Source organism: Halostagnicola bangensis (assembly GCF_054653435.1).
The window spans coordinates 1982506-1998112 of sequence record NZ_BAAIGG010000002.1 but is presented as its reverse complement, the minus strand read 5'-3'; the positions used below and the strand labels follow the sequence as shown (position 1 = coordinate 1998112).

At 60.4% G+C, this 15607-nt stretch carries 18 protein-coding genes; 6 read left to right on the top strand and 12 right to left on the bottom strand.

Annotated features, from left to right (window positions below; all coding sequences use genetic code 11):
- Positions 1-117 precede the first annotated feature (117 nt).
- From ACYQ14_RS11655 to ACYQ14_RS11645, 3 genes are all read right to left on the bottom strand, one after another.
- Positions 118-945, bottom strand: a complete 828-nt coding sequence (locus ACYQ14_RS11655) for an MBL fold metallo-hydrolase (RefSeq protein ID WP_459890056.1) — start codon at positions 943-945, stop codon at positions 118-120.
- 2 nt (positions 946-947) lie between these two features.
- Positions 948-1436, bottom strand: coding sequence for a DUF2237 family protein (locus ACYQ14_RS11650; protein ID WP_459888361.1), 489 nt, complete (start codon positions 1434-1436; stop codon positions 948-950).
- 83 nt (positions 1437-1519) lie between these two features.
- A complete protein-coding gene (locus ACYQ14_RS11645) occupies positions 1520-2941 on the bottom strand; it encodes an ATP-binding protein (RefSeq protein WP_459888358.1) in 1422 nt (473 codons plus the stop codon).
- A gap of 182 nt (positions 2942-3123) precedes the next feature.
- Here ACYQ14_RS11645 and ACYQ14_RS11640 point away from each other — a divergent pair, with 182 nt between their 5' ends.
- Positions 3124-3492: a universal stress protein gene (locus ACYQ14_RS11640; protein ID WP_459888356.1), complete on the top strand. Its 369-nt coding sequence runs from the start codon at positions 3124-3126 to the stop codon at positions 3490-3492.
- A gap of 2 nt (positions 3493-3494) precedes the next feature.
- On the top strand, positions 3495-4061 hold the full coding sequence (locus ACYQ14_RS11635; RefSeq protein ID WP_459888354.1) for a GNAT family N-acetyltransferase: 567 nt from the start codon (positions 3495-3497) through the stop codon (positions 4059-4061).
- 84 nt (positions 4062-4145) lie between these two features.
- Here the strand turns inward: ACYQ14_RS11635 and ACYQ14_RS11630 are convergent, their stop codons facing one another.
- Positions 4146-4604 (bottom strand): universal stress protein, encoded by a 459-nt coding sequence (locus ACYQ14_RS11630; protein ID WP_459888351.1) that lies wholly within the window; start codon positions 4602-4604, stop codon positions 4146-4148.
- A gap of 107 nt (positions 4605-4711) precedes the next feature.
- Here ACYQ14_RS11630 and ACYQ14_RS11625 point away from each other — a divergent pair, with 107 nt between their 5' ends.
- A complete protein-coding gene (locus ACYQ14_RS11625) occupies positions 4712-5188 on the top strand; it encodes a universal stress protein (protein WP_459888348.1) in 477 nt (158 codons plus the stop codon).
- A gap of 27 nt (positions 5189-5215) precedes the next feature.
- On the opposite strand, the gene ACYQ14_RS11620 is transcribed toward ACYQ14_RS11625, so the two are convergent.
- The 4 genes from ACYQ14_RS11620 to ACYQ14_RS11605 all read right to left on the bottom strand — a co-directional run bounded on the left by ACYQ14_RS11620 (position 5216) and on the right by ACYQ14_RS11605 (position 8660).
- A complete protein-coding gene (locus ACYQ14_RS11620) occupies positions 5216-5992 on the bottom strand; it encodes a LysR family transcriptional regulator (protein ID WP_459888346.1) in 777 nt (258 codons plus the stop codon).
- Positions 5993-6091: 99 nt separating this feature from the next.
- Positions 6092-6859 carry an amino acid ABC transporter ATP-binding protein gene (locus ACYQ14_RS11615; protein ID WP_459888343.1) on the bottom strand — a complete coding sequence of 256 codons (768 nt, stop codon included), beginning with the start codon at positions 6857-6859 and terminating at the stop codon, positions 6092-6094.
- The gene (locus ACYQ14_RS11610; RefSeq protein WP_459888340.1) at positions 6856-7566 is read right to left on the bottom strand and encodes an ABC transporter permease; all 711 of its coding nucleotides are present in this window, start codon (positions 7564-7566) and stop codon (positions 6856-6858) included. Before ACYQ14_RS11610 ends, ACYQ14_RS11615 begins: the two co-directional genes overlap by 4 nt.
- Positions 7567-7733: 167 nt before the next feature.
- Positions 7734-8660, bottom strand: coding sequence for an ABC transporter substrate-binding protein (locus tag ACYQ14_RS11605; protein ID WP_459888337.1), 927 nt, complete (start codon positions 8658-8660; stop codon positions 7734-7736).
- A 343-nt stretch (positions 8661-9003) separates the two neighbouring features.
- On the opposite strand from ACYQ14_RS11605, the gene ACYQ14_RS11600 reads away from it, so the two are divergent.
- Positions 9004-9855 (top strand): IS5 family transposase, encoded by an 852-nt coding sequence (locus ACYQ14_RS11600; RefSeq protein WP_459888334.1) that lies wholly within the window; start codon positions 9004-9006, stop codon positions 9853-9855.
- Positions 9856-10496: 641 nt separating this feature from the next.
- Entirely contained in the window at positions 10497-11708 is a 1212-nt protein-coding gene (locus ACYQ14_RS11595) for a DHH family phosphoesterase (RefSeq protein WP_459888332.1), read from the top strand.
- A 30-nt stretch (positions 11709-11738) separates the two neighbouring features.
- On the opposite strand, the gene ACYQ14_RS11590 is transcribed toward ACYQ14_RS11595, so the two are convergent.
- Together ACYQ14_RS11590 and ACYQ14_RS11585 are read right to left on the bottom strand one after the other, a co-directional pair.
- A complete protein-coding gene (locus tag ACYQ14_RS11590; protein ID WP_459888329.1) occupies positions 11739-12431 on the bottom strand; it encodes a hypothetical protein in 693 nt (230 codons plus the stop codon).
- A 112-nt stretch (positions 12432-12543) separates the two neighbouring features.
- Positions 12544-12981: a DUF5807 family protein gene (locus tag ACYQ14_RS11585; RefSeq protein WP_459888326.1), complete on the bottom strand. Its 438-nt coding sequence runs from the start codon at positions 12979-12981 to the stop codon at positions 12544-12546.
- A 126-nt stretch (positions 12982-13107) separates the two neighbouring features.
- On the opposite strand from ACYQ14_RS11585, the gene ACYQ14_RS11580 reads away from it, so the two are divergent.
- Positions 13108-13989 carry a CheF family chemotaxis protein gene (locus tag ACYQ14_RS11580; protein WP_283835799.1) on the top strand — a complete coding sequence of 294 codons (882 nt, stop codon included), beginning with the start codon at positions 13108-13110 and terminating at the stop codon, positions 13987-13989.
- 41 nt (positions 13990-14030) lie between these two features.
- Here ACYQ14_RS11580 and ACYQ14_RS11575 read toward each other — a convergent pair whose 3' ends face one another.
- Together ACYQ14_RS11575 and cheY are read right to left on the bottom strand one after the other, a co-directional pair.
- Entirely contained in the window at positions 14031-15239 is a 1209-nt protein-coding gene (locus tag ACYQ14_RS11575; protein ID WP_283835798.1) for a chemotaxis protein CheC, read from the bottom strand.
- 6 nt (positions 15240-15245) lie between these two features.
- Entirely contained in the window at positions 15246-15602 is a 357-nt protein-coding gene (gene cheY / locus ACYQ14_RS11570) for a chemotaxis protein CheY (protein WP_283835796.1), read from the bottom strand.
- Positions 15603-15607 lie beyond the last annotated feature (5 nt).

Genomic DNA, 15607 nt, shown 5'->3' with positions numbered 1-15607 from the left:
TCGACGACGCATTTACGTGGATGGTTCGGGGCGAGGCCACACGGCGCGGACTGTGAGTCCGCCCGAGGAGCCCCGATTCGAAGAGAGGCTCTCGAGGAGCTCTACTTGGGGACAAATTCACTCGAGAACGTACTGCTCGCCGTCGAGCGCCAGCGGTTCTTCGAACGCTTCGTCGGCCGGGTAGTAATGGGCGACGTGAACCAGTCGCCTCTTCTCGGCGTTCAGTTCGTCGGCGAGTTCGATTGCCCCTTCTCGAGTCATGTGTTTCGTTCCGAACGTCCGGGGGACGCCGTCGGAATTCTCGTGGCGGCCGCCGATGGGGTGAAACTCACAAAGGTGTGCCGGAACGATTCCATCGGCGAGCAGGAGATCGGGGTCGGCGAGCACCGCTCGAGAATCGTCGGGGACGGCGTAGCTCGTGTCGCCCGAAATCGAGAGCTTCGCGCCCGTCTCGGGGTCCTCGATCGCCAGGCCGTAACAGACCAGCGGCGGGTGTAAAACGGGGACGAGCGTCACGTCGAAGCCGCAGATGCGAACCGGGTCGAGCGGCGTCGTCGGATGGACCGTCACCGGGTCGAGATAGTCGTAATCGCTGTCGACGGTTTCGGCGACGCTCTTTCCCGTCTCGGGATCGGTCTCGTCCGCCGCGTAGACGTCGAGTTCGTCGAGCACTCGAAAGACGTTGCCCAATCCGTCGAGGTGGTCGAAGTGGATGTGCGTGATGATCGCCGCGTCGGGCAACGGGACGTCCTCGCGCAAAAACTGGTACCGAAAGTCGGGACTGAAATCGATCAGGAGCGACTCGTCCGTCCGCTCGTTCTCCACGTGGACCGAAAACCGAGTGCGTTCGATATCGCGGTCTCGAGCGGCCTCACAGGTATCACAGTCACAGCCGACGGTCGGCGTTCCCGTCGTATCCCCGGTTCCAAGTAGCGTGATTCGCATCGTCACGTCTCGCCGTCGATAGTCCCGCGTTCGTCGTCGGTACTTCCTCGGCCGTCGTCGGTGGAATTGTCTCGGTCGTTCTCGACCGATCCTCGATCACCGGTTCTCCAAGCGCTACCGCTCTCGCGTTCGTGTTCGTGCTCGCGCAACAGGTCGGGTTCGACATCGCGAAGGACAGCCTCGTTGGTCGCCTCGAGGATCACCGGCGGTGCGTGGCCGGCCTCTTCGGCCTCGAGCCAGCGGCCGAGACAGAGACACCAGCGATCGCCGGGCTCGAGGCCGGGGAACTCGAACTGTGGTTTGGGCGTCGTGAGGTCGTTTCCTTGCGCCTTGCTGAAGGTGAGAAACTCCTCGGTCATCACGGCACAGAGTTCGTGCCGACCGCGGTCGCCCTCGACGCGCTGACAACAGCCGTCGCGGAGAAAGCCGGTCTCCGGATCGGTGCTACAGGGCTGGAGTTCGGTTCCGTAGACGTTCCGATCAGTGGACATACGTACAGCTATCGAACGGGGGGACGAAAAGAGTGGCGTCAGAAACTGCTTCGAGGTGTCGCGAGATTCAGCTAGCTTTCGGCTTAATCGTCGTGGCTGTGGTCGTGCGCGTGATCATGGTCGTGGTCATGATCGTGATCGTGTGAGTTACCACTATCGCCACCGCCCACGTCGCCGCCGGCGACCAGCGCGTCGTGGTCGCCGTCGATCATGTCCATGTTCTTCAAGTTGTCGCGCTCTTCGAACTCCTCGACGGCGTTGAGGAGGTCCGTCTGGGTGAGATCACGGCGATTCTCGGTTAGCGCCTCGAGAACGGCTTCGCGAAGCACCATCCGGAGGTCGCTCCCGGTGAGTCCCTGGGTCGCTTCGGCGATGACACCCGGATCGAACTCCTCGATATCCATCGTGCTCGTGATCACCTGGAGGATGTCCGAGCGCATTCCGGAGTCGGGCTTTGGGAAGTTGACGATTTCATCGAAGCGCCGCCACGCCGCCGCGTCGAGCTGGTCGGGGTGGTTCGTCGCCCCGATCAACAATACGTCGTCCTGAATCAGCGAGATGTTGTCGATGCTCTTCAAGAGCGTGTTGACCGCGCGCTTGAGCGCCGCGTGTTCGTCGCTCCGACGAGTCTTCGCGACGGAGTCGAACTCGTCGATAAAGAGGATACACGGCGAGAGTCGCTTTGCGACCTCGAAGGTCTTGTCGACGTTTTTAGCCGTCTCGCCCAAGTACTGGCTCGTGATCATCGAGAGTTTGACCTCGACGAATGGCAAGTCCATGTCTCGAGCCAGCGCTTGTGCCGTCGACGTTTTCCCCGTCCCCGGCGGCCCGACGAACAGGAGCTTTCCGATCTCGCGGAGGCCGATATTCGCGAGGTAATCGCGGTGTTCGATGGCCTTCGCGATCTTGTCGATCTCGTCCTCCTGACTCCCGGTCAACACCAGGTCGTCGAGCGTGATATCGACCTCTTCGGGCGCGCGGATCTCGACGAGGTCGAGCATGTCATCGTCCTCTTCCTCGTCGAAGTACTCCTCGAGCAGGCCGTCGATCCAGACCCGATCGGCCTGAATCGGGCGATTTCGATCCCGCGCCTCCTCGTGGTCTACGTCGAGGCCCTCGTGGTCCTCGAAGTGCTTTGCGAGGGTCGGATTCTCGAGAACCCGCTCGTCGCTCGCGCGTTCGGCGAACCAGTCCTCGGCCATGTCCTGCTGGGTGAGCGAGACGGTTCCGGAGAACTCGTCGCGATCGGTGAACATGAGATCACCGACGGCGTTCCACGGAGCCTCCACGCCGGTCGCCTCGCGAATCGTCTGGTTGGTCGCCGACAGCGGACGGGTGATTCCACCCTGTCGATTACCGCTCTGTTCGTCCTCGTCCCCCGAGCCGCTGGTCCAGAACACCTGCCGGACGTCGGGTTGCAAGTCGTTCTCGTCTAGCGATCTGTCGTCTGAATATACGCTCGTCGTGAGCAAGAACTCGACGACATCGAGCGCCGCATCACTCATTCCGTGAGCCTATTGGCCACACGGTCTTAACGCCGTCGTCACGCACATGTTGTGCGATATGCGTCTGAGAGTCCCATGCACAGTTTAGCCTATCTCCTTGACGGTGGACGATCTCACCAGGCGCGTGTCAGCGCGAGCGTCCGGGCACAATCATTTTCGTCCGTCGGCACACACACGGAAGCATGAAGGTACTGCTGGGTCTCGCCGGGAGCGACGAGTCGATAAAAACGCTTCGGCGAACAATCGAGCGAACGTCGGACGTCGGTGACGAGCTCACCGTCGTTGTCGTCGACAAACCCGAATCCAAGCGATCCCAAGAAGAGATGCGCGAACAGGCGACGAAGCTCCTCACCGAGGCCGGCATCGAGACGGAGGTCAAGACCCTCGAGGGCGATCCCGGAAGCGCGCTCGTCAACTTTTCGGAACAAGGCGAGTTCGATCAGCTGGTCATCGGGGGCGGAACCGTCAGCCCGATGGGGAAGATCAGACTCGGTCCGATCGCCGAGTTCGTCCTGTTGAACGCACCGACGACTGTCAAACTGGTTCGATAACGATGGAACGAACACGAGAGTATTCGGACGAACCCTCCGGGCCGTTTCCGAAGCCGCCCGGTTCGTTCGAAGACGGCGACGGACGGACGATCGAACTCCGGGCTCCGGGCGAAGTCGACGACGAGGTGCTCGAGAACCTGGTTGGAATGTACGATGCGTTCGACCCAGTCGACCGCGCACAGGGTATCCCACCGACGGGCGAGGAGCGGATTCGCAACTGGCTTGAGTCCATCGTCGACATCGGGGTGAACGTCATCGCTAGCCACGACGGCGACGCCGTCGGTCACGCGACGCTCGTCCCAGACACAGACGACCCCGCTGACGTCGACGACCCTGCCGATATCGAGTGGGAACTCGCCATTTTCGTCCTGCAGGACTACCAGCGAGCGGGAATCGGTACCCAGTTGCTCGAGCACCTGCTGGGCCACGCGAGCGATGTCGGGATCGGGCGAGTCTGGCTCACCGTCGAACGGTGGAACGGCCCAGCGATCGCACTCTACGAACGGGTCGGGTTCGATCAGACGGGAAGCGAGAGCTTCGAACAGGAGATGACGATCCGACTCGAGTGAACGATCTCTTCTATGACGATCTCTTCTAAGGAGGCCCAAAACACTCCCCCATCAAACTCGGTGGAGGGGACTTACCGGCAAGCGTTAAACGGATAAGACCGGTTGACTCGCGTACGCGAGCACGTATTCGGCCGCTTTCTCGAGGATATCGGCGTCCGAATCAGTGACGGACTCCCGCGGGAGGACAATGAAGTCAGCGCCGATATCGTCGGCCGCGTCGAGAACGGCGCTGCCGGGGTGGCGTGTCTTCTGCGTCTGTGAAAAGCCGTGTGTCACCGACCGGGAGAACGCGATATCAGAGTCGGCTGCGAGTTGGCCGATGTCCTCGAGAAAATCCTGCGTGCTTTCTGCGATATCGGACTCCTCGACGGTTCCGGCGTCCATACCGCGCACGACGCCGCGTCCCAGAACGTACAGCGTGTGGACGGACGCATCGTACCGATCGGCGACGGCGACGGCGTACTCGGAGGCGGTAGCCGACTCGACACTGCCATCGACCGGCGCGAGCACGGTATCGACGGTGGCGGGATCGCTGGCGTCCATACTCGTGAGTGCGTACCCGGTCTTCAAAAAGCCCCCTCCTCGTTCCCGTCCGTTTTCGGCGTCGCTTCTGCTGTACGTTTATACCGGTTCGGACGCAACGTCCCCGTATGTTCGAAACGGTCGTCGTCGCAACTGACGGCTCCGAAAGCGTGAAACGTGCCGTCGACGTCGGGCTCGACCTCGCGAACCGCTTCGACGCGACGGTCCACGCCCTCTCAGTCATCGACGCCGGCGAAGTCGACGCCTCGCCCGAACAGCTCCGCGAGGAACTCGAGACGGCCCTCGAGACCCACGCCGACGCCGCGCTCGCGACCGTCGAGGAGCGCTCGAGCCTCGAGCTCACGACCGACGTTCGCGAAGGCCGTCCCGCCGCGGAAATCTGCTCGTACGTCCGCGATATCGACGCCGACCTCGTCGTGACCGGAACGCGCGGGCGCCACGGCGAAAACCGACTGCTCCTGGGAAGCGTCGCCGAACGCGTCGTCCGAACCTCGCCCGTTCCCGTGCTCACGGTTCGACAGCTCGAGCCGTCCAACGACCCCTCGAGTGGCGATTCGGCCGCAAAAGACGCCGTCAACACCTGATTCTGCGGCGAAGCCGATAGTTCGTTTTCAATCCAGCTGATCGGGCTGGCCGTCGCTGGACGGGGCGACAGCCCTCGGAATCGCTCGAGCGGCCGTCGCTTTGAACGAGGCGCGCATTCGCGTTCCGGGGTCGATATCCAACGTGTCGACGCTCGTCTGCGTAACGATAGTTTCGAGTTCGAACGGATCGCTGGAGTCGTCCGCCGCGTCGGAGTCGGGCGCCGAATCTCGAGCCCGTTCGAGCGCGAGCGTAACCCTCGCGATCCCGTCGCTCGCGTCGACCGACGAAACCGTCCCGGTGAACTGGTTGCGGAAACTCGTCTCCCCTCCCGCAGGGGATTCCTCAAGGTCGGAGAGGACGACCGCGTCGGATCGAACGCCGACCTGGACGTCGGTCGTCCCCTTCGGAACGAGCGCCACGACGGGGCCGACGGCCGTCTCGACGGTGCCGAGGGCTCCCGTCCGCTCTCGAACCGTTCCCGGAAACACCGATTCGGTCGCTCGAGCGACCCCATCGAGCTCCGTCTGATGGCGCTCGAACTGCTGGCGGACCTCGAGAGCCGTTTGCGTGAGTTCGGTCCCGCCGCCGCCTTTGCCGCCGCGGCGTCGCTCCGTGAGGTCGCCGAGTGACTCCTCGAGTTCGACGATCCGGCCCTGGAGCCGGGCGTACGATCGCCCGAGGGCGTCGGCGGCCGCGTGCATCGAGCCGTGCTCGTCGATCGCCTCGAGCATCTCGATGTCACGCCGGTCGATCGTCTTGCCGTCTACGGCCAATTCGGTCTTGTACTCTTTCTCGAGTGTCATCGGTGTATTCGGTCGTCAGTGAGTCGGTCGTCGGTGAGTCGGTCGATGAGCCGTCGGTTCTCGCGGCTCCGCCAAACCTGATCGAGTCGAGTTCGTCTTTCAGTAAATCAACTCGCCATCAATAAATTTCTGTGTGCGCTGGTCCGACGGATCCTCGAAAATCGTCTCGGTCTCGCCGACCTCGATGATCCCGTCGCCGAGGATGACGGCGACACGATCGGCGATCCGCTCGGCCTGGTTCATGTCATGGGTCGCAATCGCGACGCCGATACCGCGATCTCCGGCCTCGCGGACCGCCTCCTCGATCACCGCGGTGTTTCGGGGGTCGAGATCCGACGTCGGCTCGTCGAGCAGGAGGAAATCGGGTTCGTACGCGAGCGCGCGGGCGAACGCCACCCGCTGGGCTTCGCCGCCCGAGAGCGACTCGGCGTGTTGCTCGAGTTTCTCTTCGAGGCCGACGACCTCGAGCGCCTCTATCGCCGGGCTCGTTCCGTTTCGGAGCCCGACGAGGTCCGCGAATTCGCGACGGAGCCGATCTCGCCACGACCTTCGAATGTGGAGGCCGTACTCGGCATTCCGCCGGACGTTCGCGTCGAAGAGGCTCGCCTCCTGGAACACCATCCCGATATCGCGTCTGTACTCGAGTCGGCGTTGTTCGGATGCGTCCCACACGTCGGTGCCGTCGTACTCGAGCGAGCCGCCGCGCGGGCGCTCGAACATCGCGAGCAAGCGCAGGAGCGTCGTCTTGCCGACGCCGGAGGGGCCGATGATCGCGACGATTTCGCCGGGTGGAACGTCGAGCGACACGTCCTCGAGGATGGCCTCGCCGTCGTAGCCGTGCTCGACGCCGACGGTTCGAAGCGTCATCGGTACCTACCTCGGTCGTCGCCCAGTCGGACGACGATGGCGTTTACGAGCAAGACGAGTGCGACGAGGATCGCGCCGAGGATCATCGCCGTCTCGAAGCGGCCCTGCCTAGCCTCGAGTTGGATCGCCGTCGTCAGCGTTCGGGTGACGGATTCGCCGTCCGCACCCGCGATGTTGCCGCCGACGATGAGGACGCCGCCGACCTCGCTGATCGCCCGCCCGAAACCCGCGAGGACGGCGGTCGCAAGTCCGTACCGGGCTTCCTTGATCGTCACGAGCGCCACGTCGTAGCGCGTGCCGCCCATCGCGAACGCCGCGTCCCTGACCTGCTGTTCGACGCTCGAGACCGCGGCCAGGCTCACGCCGGTGATAACCGGTACCGCGAGGACGATCTGTGAAAGGATCATCGCCTCGGTCGTGAAGACGAGATCGAACGAACCGAGCGGTCCTTCGTTCGAGACCGCAAAGAGCACGACCAGTCCCACGACGACGCTGGGAAACCCCATCCCGGTCGTGATGATCGATGTGAGGAAGTTCTTGCCGCGAAAGTCCCTGAATCCGACGAGCAACGCGATCGGGACGCTCACGATCGTGCTGAGGAAAACGGCGGTGAGGCTTACGTACAACGAGACCTCGATGATGCTCCGAACGTAGGTCCACTCGAAGGGGAACGCGGCTACGAGGGGGAGAAAGGTGTCGAATATCATGGCGAACGCACTCGTGTTTTCGTGTCCGGATAGCTCGACTCCGTCGGGAAGTAGTGTTCGAAACGAAGCATCGTCGCGGACGCGGCTAACAGATGTTTCTCAGTCCAGCGTCGCGATTCCCCGAAGCACGTGATACGCGCGGTCATCATCGCACAGCAACCCGACAGCTACTCACCGTCGCCTCCGCTCCACTCTTCGGAAACGTACTGCTGGAAGTTCGGATCCTCCGAGAGCGCCTCGGGGAAGAACAACTGCTCGTCCTCGACGGTGTACTCCTCGATTATCTCTTGAGCCTCGGGACCCGTGATGTAGCCGATGTAGGCCATCGCGAGATCGTACTCGACGTTGTCGTGGACCTCGGGATTGACGGCGACGATCCCGTAGGGGTTCGCGAGCAACTCGGGGCCGTCCTCAATCGGGCCCTCGACGTGAATCTCGAGGTCGATATCGCTTTGCATCGAAATGTAGGTCCCCCGGTCAGCGAGCGTATAGCCCCCTTGCATGTCGGTTTCGGTCAGTATCTCACCCATCCCGCCGCCGCCGTCTACGTACCAGTCGCCGGACTCTTCGACGGTGACCCCCGCCTCGTCCCATATCTCGAGTTCCTTCGTGTACGTTCCGGAGTTGTCTCCGCGCGAGACGAACAACGACCCCGAGTCGGCGATCGATTCGAAAGCCTTCGGCGCGTCCTCGCCCCCGCCGATCCCCGCCGGGTCGTCGGAATCCCCGACGACGACGAAATCGTTAACCATGATATCGCGTCGGTTCACGCCGTAGCCGTCCTTGAGAAATTCGTCTTCCTGCGATCTGGCGTGGACCATCACGACATCCGAGTCGCCGGATCGGGCGGTCTCGAGGGCCGCACCCGTCCCCTGGGAAACGGTGTCGACGGTGACACCGTAGCGTTCCTCGAACGGGAGGTTGATCTCGTCGAGCAGGCCCGTGTCGTAGGTGCTCGTCGTCGTGGTGAGCGTAAGCGTCGTGCCGCTGATCTCCGCCTCGCCACTTGAATCATCCCCGCTGAGACAGCCAGCGAGCCCGACGCCAGCGCTACTCCCCACAGTAGCGAGAAACGTCCGTCGTTGTATCGACATGGATACCACGATGTGGACTATCTAAAAATAGTTATCGATAGAAATACTACTCCCAAATACAGACCCAACAATTTGGATATGGTCTGCCACGGACAAAGTTGATACTAGTTGGTGGATATTGGAAGATAAAGTTTATAGGTCTCAGATATGAAACACATATTACTCATTGGTGAGAAATTCAATATGAAAACGAGACGTACGCTACTTGCTACTTGTCCAGTTACTCTTGCGGTTGCGTCCGGATGCGGTGGGTCCTTATCTGATCGGCTCTGGTGAATCGCATGACTACGTAGACTTCGACCGTCAGAACTAGGGAGTTGAAGCGGGAAACGGCGGATGCTCTATGTCCAAAATTTCCCGCTTCACTGGGAAAGTAGTGACGTTGGCTAAAAGTGCTGTTGGTGGCCAAGGTGAATCCGCCGCCCCGAAGGGTGGCGGCGGATTCGCCGACTACGCCGTCGTTTCGCTGCATTGTCTGCGGATTTACTTGGAGAAATCCTACCGGGAAGCGCTTGATCTCTTGACCTACCGGGAAGCGCTTGATCTCTTGAGCGAGATGCCACAAATACTGGCGGAGATCGGCCTTGAGAAGGCCGATCTCCCTGATCACTCGACGCTAGTGAAGGCGTTTGACAGGATCAAGATGGAGGTCTGGCGAGTGCTGTTGCGCCTGTCGGCGCAACTGCACGAGCCATCTGGTCACGCTGCGATGGATGCGACGTTTTTCGACCGCGAAAACGCGAGCAAACACTACTGCCGTCGGACGAATTATCGTGTTCAGACGCTCAAAACAACCGCACTCGTCGATACAGCGTCACAAGCTGTCCTCGACGTTCACTGCACGACCAAGAAACGTCACGACACGCAGATCGGCTGGCAACTCGCCCGCCGCAATGCGGGCGAGTTGCGCAGCCTCGCCGCTGACAAAGGGTACGACTGGCAGCAATTACGCGATAAACTCCGGGCAAAGGACGTAAGACCGCTAATCAAGCATCGAGAGTTCCGTCCCATCGATCACGCGCATAACGCGCGGATCGATGGGACTCTCTACGGCCAGAGAGCGTTGTCTGAGACCGTCTTCTCGGTGATCAAGCGCACGCTCGGCGACGCCGTGCGTGCGCGAAGCTGGTATCGTGAGTTCCGTGAAATCGTCCTGATGTGTGTCGTCTACAATATCAAACGTGCCGTCAACTAGCAAAATCAAGCGCCGTATGGCGATTCACCACGGCCATATTGATCCAAATTTGGAGAGTTTCATTCCAGACTTTACAGTGAATATTGGAACGAGTGTGGTTGTCACTGGAGACAATCCATATGTTTCAATTGAATACTGTCACCGATTTACTCGAACGTCATCGTGGATTGATCTGGACTTTGGATACGGTGGTGTTGGTGCCGATCTCAATGAAGACAACAATTGGAAGCTAGATACATCGACTGATATTGAGTGAGGAATTATTAAATAGTATAGCGTGTCATAGAATACGACTCACACCCTCTACGCAGTGATGTTGGCTGCTTCATCTCACACCTGATTCAGGGAAACACCGCATTTCAGTTTCTATTCAAAGATGAACGCGCGAAATGGACCGGTCGAGAACTATTGTATGACACGCTCTAGTAAGCAAGCGACTAAATAGGTAGAAGATATCAATTTGAATTTGTTATTTTCAAATACTCCATGGTGTTTTCGAATATCGTCTCTTTTAATCAATCAATAGCGCAAAAATAGCTGCAGAGACGTTTATCTGGGTTTTGAGTGGTAACCAAAGTTACGACAACACTGGTAGCATCGATACCGGCGGGTTCTTCCCGCGTCACCTCTCAACTGTCGGTATGTACGAAGATCTTATCGAGAGCGGCGAGTTATCGCTCGCCCGCAAGTCCGTCCTGCCGGGGACGGGCTTTTTCATGCCCGACACCCTCGAGGAGGACCTCGAGGAACAGGAAGCCAAATCCGCCCTCGAGGGTGCGGAGGTCGCCGTCGTCGCCGACCCCGACGCGGACGGCCTCGCCTGCGTCGCGCTGTTGCGCGAGGTCTACGACGACGTTCAGAACGTTCCGGAGCCCGATGCGGAGGAGAGCGACGACGAGAACGCAACCGACGAGACCGGCGATGAGGACGAGGAACTCCTCGAGGAGCCCGAGCCGACCCCCCACAGCGTCGCGCTCGTTCCGGGAAGTCCGCACAACCTCGAGGATTCGCTCCAGCAGGTTGCCGACCACGGAAAAGACGGGATCGACCTCTACGTCTGTGACCTCTGTCCGGACCGATACAAGTACGTCGAGGACGAACTCGAGGCGGCCAAAGAGACCGCAGGAAGCGTCGAGTGGTACGATCACCACCAGTGGGACGACAACGTTGCGGCGTCGGTTCGGGACGCCGGCGTGACACTCGTCGTCGGCGATTCGGACGAGGAGTGCACGGCGGACGTCGTCTACCGCTCGCTCGAGTACGACTTCGACGAGAAGTTCGAGGAACTTGCCGCGGTGACGCGGGATCACGACCTCTGGCTCCGAGAGGACCCCCGGAGCGACGACCTCGCGGATTACGCCTACTGGACCGACCCAGCGGAGTACGTCGAGGTCGTCCGCGAGTACGGCGCGGACTTCCCCGAGTGGGTCGAAGAGTACATCGCCGAACGTCGGGTCGAGAAAGAGGCTCTAATCGATCGAGCCGTCGCCCGCTCGGAGCTCCGGGAGGTCGGCGACTACACCGTCGGAATCACCTACGGCCGGTGTTCCCAGAACGAGGTCGCCGAAGCCATGCGCGAGCAGGGAGCCGACGCCTCCATCATAGTCAAACCCGCCGGCTCGGCCTCGATTCGGGGCACCGACGAATTCGAACTGTGTCACGAGGTCGCCGGGAAGGTAAACGGCGGCGGCCACCCCAAGGCCGCGGGCTGTAAGCCCGACATCTACGACGACATGCTCGACTACGCGACCCACTGGACGACTCGAGGATCCGTCGCGAAGCAGGTAATCTTGGACGCGTTCGGAGCCGTCGTCGAAGACGAAGCGAGCGAAGCGGACGCAACGGAAGAATAAGGTATCGCGGACGCCGAAGAATCGTCGCGACTATTCTCGAGCAAAGTACCGAATCACGAGCTGCAGGACGTGGACGAAAACACCGGCGACGGCGATGTAGACGCCGATGGTCTGGAGGCCGACCGGCATGTCCCGCTGATCTCGGATGCGCCAGATTTCCCAGCCGAGCCGCAAGATGAACCCGAGGAAGATCAGGACGAACCCGACCGGCAGGACCGGTGCGAAGAACGTCCCGATGGCGATGGCGATCACGCCGCCGATGAACGAGTAGTTGGCGTACGATCCCCAACTCTCGAAGGTCTTCGAACGCGCGTAGACGTATCCTGATATCAGTGCGGTCATGATCGCGACGATGATCGCCGTCACGCCGAGAATCGCGAGTTGACTCTCCGACGGTGCGAACGAGAGGACGCCCGCGCCGAACGTGCCGAACGCGAGTTGCAAAACCACCATTCCGACGAACGCGATACCGAAATCACCGCCCTCGATGCCCCGTTCGGCGATCAGTTCACCGACCATGATCGCCGCGCCGTAGACGATCACGCCGATGATGGGTGCCTGGAACAAGTAGTCGTTGACCACCGCGAGCGGCGTCTCGACGAAGACGTACATCAGGGCGATGTTGATCGCCATCAGGATGCTCGCCCCGCCGATCACGCGAGCCTCGCGACTCGAGATGCCGAATCCGCGGTCGGTCTCGTGTGGCGTTTCAAAGGAACTCATAGACGGCCGTACCCCTCTAGGACGGATAAATATGTCCTTTATCAGGGTTCAAAAGCGGATATCGCCTCGAGCAAAGAGAAACTGTTGGGACGGCAACAAAAAACGGGAGCGACTACGGCTCGGCAACCCAGCGGTCCGAGTACGCCGTTCCGCAGGTACACTGCGCGTACGCGTGGACGACGTCCCCATCTGCGTACACTCCGCCGACCTCCTCGTTTTGCTCTTCGGCGAACGCGAAGATGTACTGAACGCTGTGCTCGTTCGTCTCATCGCCGGAACCGTCAGCGTCAGGACAGACGCCGTCGGTGAGATCGTTCTCGATCGGGCTCTCGGTCGCCATCGCCGACTTCGCGAAGGCCATCGCGTCCGTGCCGGTCGCGGCCTTGAACGCGTTGCGCCCGCTCTCGCCGTCGACGACGATCAACACGCCGCCTTCGACCTCCTCGCCGAACTGTTCTAACCTGTCGTCTTCGACGTAGGATTCGGCCAGAAACAGCGCGACGTCGTCGGGCCGCTCGCCCGCCAAAAACTCCGCACGTGGATCACTCATAGCTCGACAACGGGTCTCGAGTGGGAAAAAGGCCGTCATTGACCGCCAGCGAGCGCGCGTGCGACCGTCCAGTCGGGCCTCGAGAATGTCCGAAAAGCTAAGATAATCCAGTCAGTAGCAATTGCCATGGACGAGGATGTGGTCGCGGATATCACTGGTCGCTTTATCTTGAGCAACGGTGGTGAGAACGCGGGCAAACCGGTCGAGGGGCGGATCATTATGACCGAAAAGCGGGTCGTGCTTGCGACGGGGAAAACGAAGGAAACGATCCCGTTGTCCAAAGTTATCGACGTGAACGTGGGAACGGTTCCCCAGCACGTCAAACGGTTCTTCGGAGACACGGCAACGATCGGTTACCGGACGGATGAGGGCACTCAAAGCGCGGTCATCGAAAGCTCGGACGAAAAGGTTGAAAAATTCGTCGGAATTCTCTTTCGCTGCCTGCTCGACGGCCGGAAAGTCGCCGTCAAACACCCGGCGCGGGTCGGCGGCCGACTAACGGACTCGAGCGTCGTTCTCGGAACCCTTCACATCAAAAACAGGCAGGTCGAAGTCAGGACGAAAAACAGCGGCTTCAGTATCGACGTCGCGACGGTGATGAACATCGACCGAACGAACCAGATCGGCGACAGCGACGACCGGGTGACCCTGGTCGTCAAACACACCGATCAGGAGTCCGGTATGACCCAAACCTCGCAGATCGCGCCCGCAAAGAGCCAGTACGTGAATCTGCTGGCACGATACTTCAGGCTCGAGTACGACGAGGTTCGCGAAGAGGTCGAAGAGATCGAACTGACCAATCCGGAAAAACGCGTGTTGGTCGGGGTCCACGCCACGGGTGGCGACATCGACTTTACGAACATGTTAGACGGCGATCCGGCCTACGTGACGAACGTCTTGAACTCGGTTCGAAACAAACAACTGGTCGTCGAGAACGGCGAGGGGCTCTCGCTGACGCCCCAGGGTCGAATCGTCGTGAGTCAACGCATCGAAGACGTCAACGCGTAACAAAAGCGCAGCAGTCGATTTCTCGGACGAAAGCACTAGTTTCAGAACAGGTCGTCAGGGTCGACTTTCGTGTTACCGGAGTTCTCGATCAAGATTTCGTCCAAAGCCTCCTCGAGTTCGTCTCGACGCGGCAGGGCGAGCATCTGACAGGTGAACACCCGATCGCTGTCGGTTTCGATGCTCGAGTCGAGCATGAACGCGTGGTCGTCGGTCTGGGCGATCTGGGCGATGATCGGGCTCATGATCGACGACCCGATGTCGGCGACGAACTTCGGCGGCGAGTGTTTGATCTCCGCGTTCAACACGTTCGCCCAGCCGTCGATGAAGCCGCTGGTCATGATGTTGCCCAGTTCCTGTAAGGCACCCTGTTCCATCTCGCCCCACTCGCCTTCGGTTTCCATCGGCACGAGCGAATCGACGACCGCACGGCCCGACGGCTGATCGAAGAGGATGATCAGGTAGCCGCTGAGTTTGCCCTCGAACTCCATGACGGTCCCGACGTAGCGTTTGTTGCCGACTTCGGCGGGAATGTCCTCGAGCGGAACGAGGCTCAGCCGACTGATGTTGACGCTCGTCTCGATGCCGGTCATCGAGGTGATGTTGTCGGCCGATTTCTCCGCTCCCTCCTTGGTCATCTCGTTGAACACCTCGAGTTTCTCGAAAGAGATGCTCGTCTCGGTTCGGGGCTCAAGAGCCGTCTCGAGCGATGCCTGATCGGGAACGAGGAGGATTCGGAAGTCGACGGGTTCGTTCACGCCGCCGCGGGAGGCTTCGACTCGGCTTCGGAAGACGAGCAGGTGGCTGTCACCCTCCGTCGCGGACCGCGGGAGAACGTCCGTCCCGGTTCCTTCGATATAGGTCGGCGGCGAACTCTTGATCTTCGTATTGAGGTGGTTTGCCCAGCCGTCGATGAAGCCGCTGGTCATGATGTTGCCGACCTCTTTGATGCTGCTCTTTTTCATCTCGGGGTCGTCGGCCGGAACGAGCACGTCCGTAACCGCCGTCCGCGCTTGCTCGTCGAACGCGAGGACCGTCTCTCCCTGTATCTCTCCGGTCAGATCGATGCTGACACCCGCGTACTCGTTGCCTATGAACTCGTACTGGAGATCAGACGGAGACATCAACGAAACGTCGGTCACTTCGACTCGAGTGTTGATCCCCGTGAGCTGAGACAGCGACTTGACCGCCGACTGTGCGCCGTCGTGAGCGAGCTTGTTGTACGTCTCGAGGGCCTGAATATCGATTTCCATGAAAAATTACCCGGCGGTGATGCTGTTTACTTCCTCGAGCACGCTTTCCTTCTGGAACGGTTTCGTGATGTATCCGTCCGCACCGGCTTTGATCGAGTCTTTCATCTGCTCGGCCTGCTCGACGCTCGTACACATGACGATGGTCGCGTCGGGGTCGAGATCGGTGATCTCGTCGGTCGCCTCGATCCCGTCTTTGATCGGCATGACGATATCCATGAAAGCGATATCCGGCTCTTCCTGTTGATACAATTCGACGGCTTCGACGCCGTTTTCGGCTTCCCCCACGATGTTGTGTTCCTCCTCGAGAATTTCCCTGAGAAGATCCCGCATGAATCCGGAATCGTCCGTAATTAATACGTCCATGCGCG

What these genes read in the sequence shown, in the direction of transcription:
- ACYQ14_RS11655 (WP_459890056.1), bottom strand. Translation starts at nt 945, where the DNA reads ATGCGAATCACGCTACTTGGAACCGGGGATACGACGGGAACGCCGACC.
- ACYQ14_RS11650 (WP_459888361.1), bottom strand. Translation starts at nt 1,436, where the DNA reads ATGTCCACTGATCGGAACGTCTACGGAACCGAACTCCAGCCCTGTAGC.
- ACYQ14_RS11645 (WP_459888358.1), bottom strand. Translation starts at nt 2,941, where the DNA reads ATGAGTGATGCGGCGCTCGATGTCGTCGAGTTCTTGCTCACGACGAGC.
- ACYQ14_RS11640 (WP_459888356.1), top strand. Translation starts at nt 3,124, where the DNA reads ATGAAGGTACTGCTGGGTCTCGCCGGGAGCGACGAGTCGATAAAAACG.
- ACYQ14_RS11635 (WP_459888354.1), top strand. Translation starts at nt 3,495, where the DNA reads ATGGAACGAACACGAGAGTATTCGGACGAACCCTCCGGGCCGTTTCCG.
- ACYQ14_RS11630 (WP_459888351.1), bottom strand. Translation starts at nt 4,604, where the DNA reads ATGGACGCCAGCGATCCCGCCACCGTCGATACCGTGCTCGCGCCGGTC.
- ACYQ14_RS11625 (WP_459888348.1), top strand. Translation starts at nt 4,712, where the DNA reads ATGTTCGAAACGGTCGTCGTCGCAACTGACGGCTCCGAAAGCGTGAAA.
- ACYQ14_RS11620 (WP_459888346.1), bottom strand. Translation starts at nt 5,992, where the DNA reads ATGACACTCGAGAAAGAGTACAAGACCGAATTGGCCGTAGACGGCAAG.
- ACYQ14_RS11615 (WP_459888343.1), bottom strand. Translation starts at nt 6,859, where the DNA reads ATGACGCTTCGAACCGTCGGCGTCGAGCACGGCTACGACGGCGAGGCC.
- ACYQ14_RS11610 (WP_459888340.1), bottom strand. Translation starts at nt 7,566, where the DNA reads ATGATATTCGACACCTTTCTCCCCCTCGTAGCCGCGTTCCCCTTCGAG.
- ACYQ14_RS11605 (WP_459888337.1), bottom strand. Translation starts at nt 8,660, where the DNA reads ATGTCGATACAACGACGGACGTTTCTCGCTACTGTGGGGAGTAGCGCT.
- ACYQ14_RS11600 (WP_459888334.1), top strand. Translation starts at nt 9,004, where the DNA reads ATGTCCAAAATTTCCCGCTTCACTGGGAAAGTAGTGACGTTGGCTAAA.
- ACYQ14_RS11595 (WP_459888332.1), top strand. Translation starts at nt 10,497, where the DNA reads ATGTACGAAGATCTTATCGAGAGCGGCGAGTTATCGCTCGCCCGCAAG.
- ACYQ14_RS11590 (WP_459888329.1), bottom strand. Translation starts at nt 12,431, where the DNA reads ATGAGTTCCTTTGAAACGCCACACGAGACCGACCGCGGATTCGGCATC.
- ACYQ14_RS11585 (WP_459888326.1), bottom strand. Translation starts at nt 12,981, where the DNA reads ATGAGTGATCCACGTGCGGAGTTTTTGGCGGGCGAGCGGCCCGACGAC.
- ACYQ14_RS11580 (WP_283835799.1), top strand. Translation starts at nt 13,108, where the DNA reads ATGGACGAGGATGTGGTCGCGGATATCACTGGTCGCTTTATCTTGAGC.
- ACYQ14_RS11575 (WP_283835798.1), bottom strand. Translation starts at nt 15,239, where the DNA reads ATGGAAATCGATATTCAGGCCCTCGAGACGTACAACAAGCTCGCTCAC.
- cheY (WP_283835796.1), bottom strand. Translation starts at nt 15,602, where the DNA reads ATGGACGTATTAATTACGGACGATTCCGGATTCATGCGGGATCTTCTC.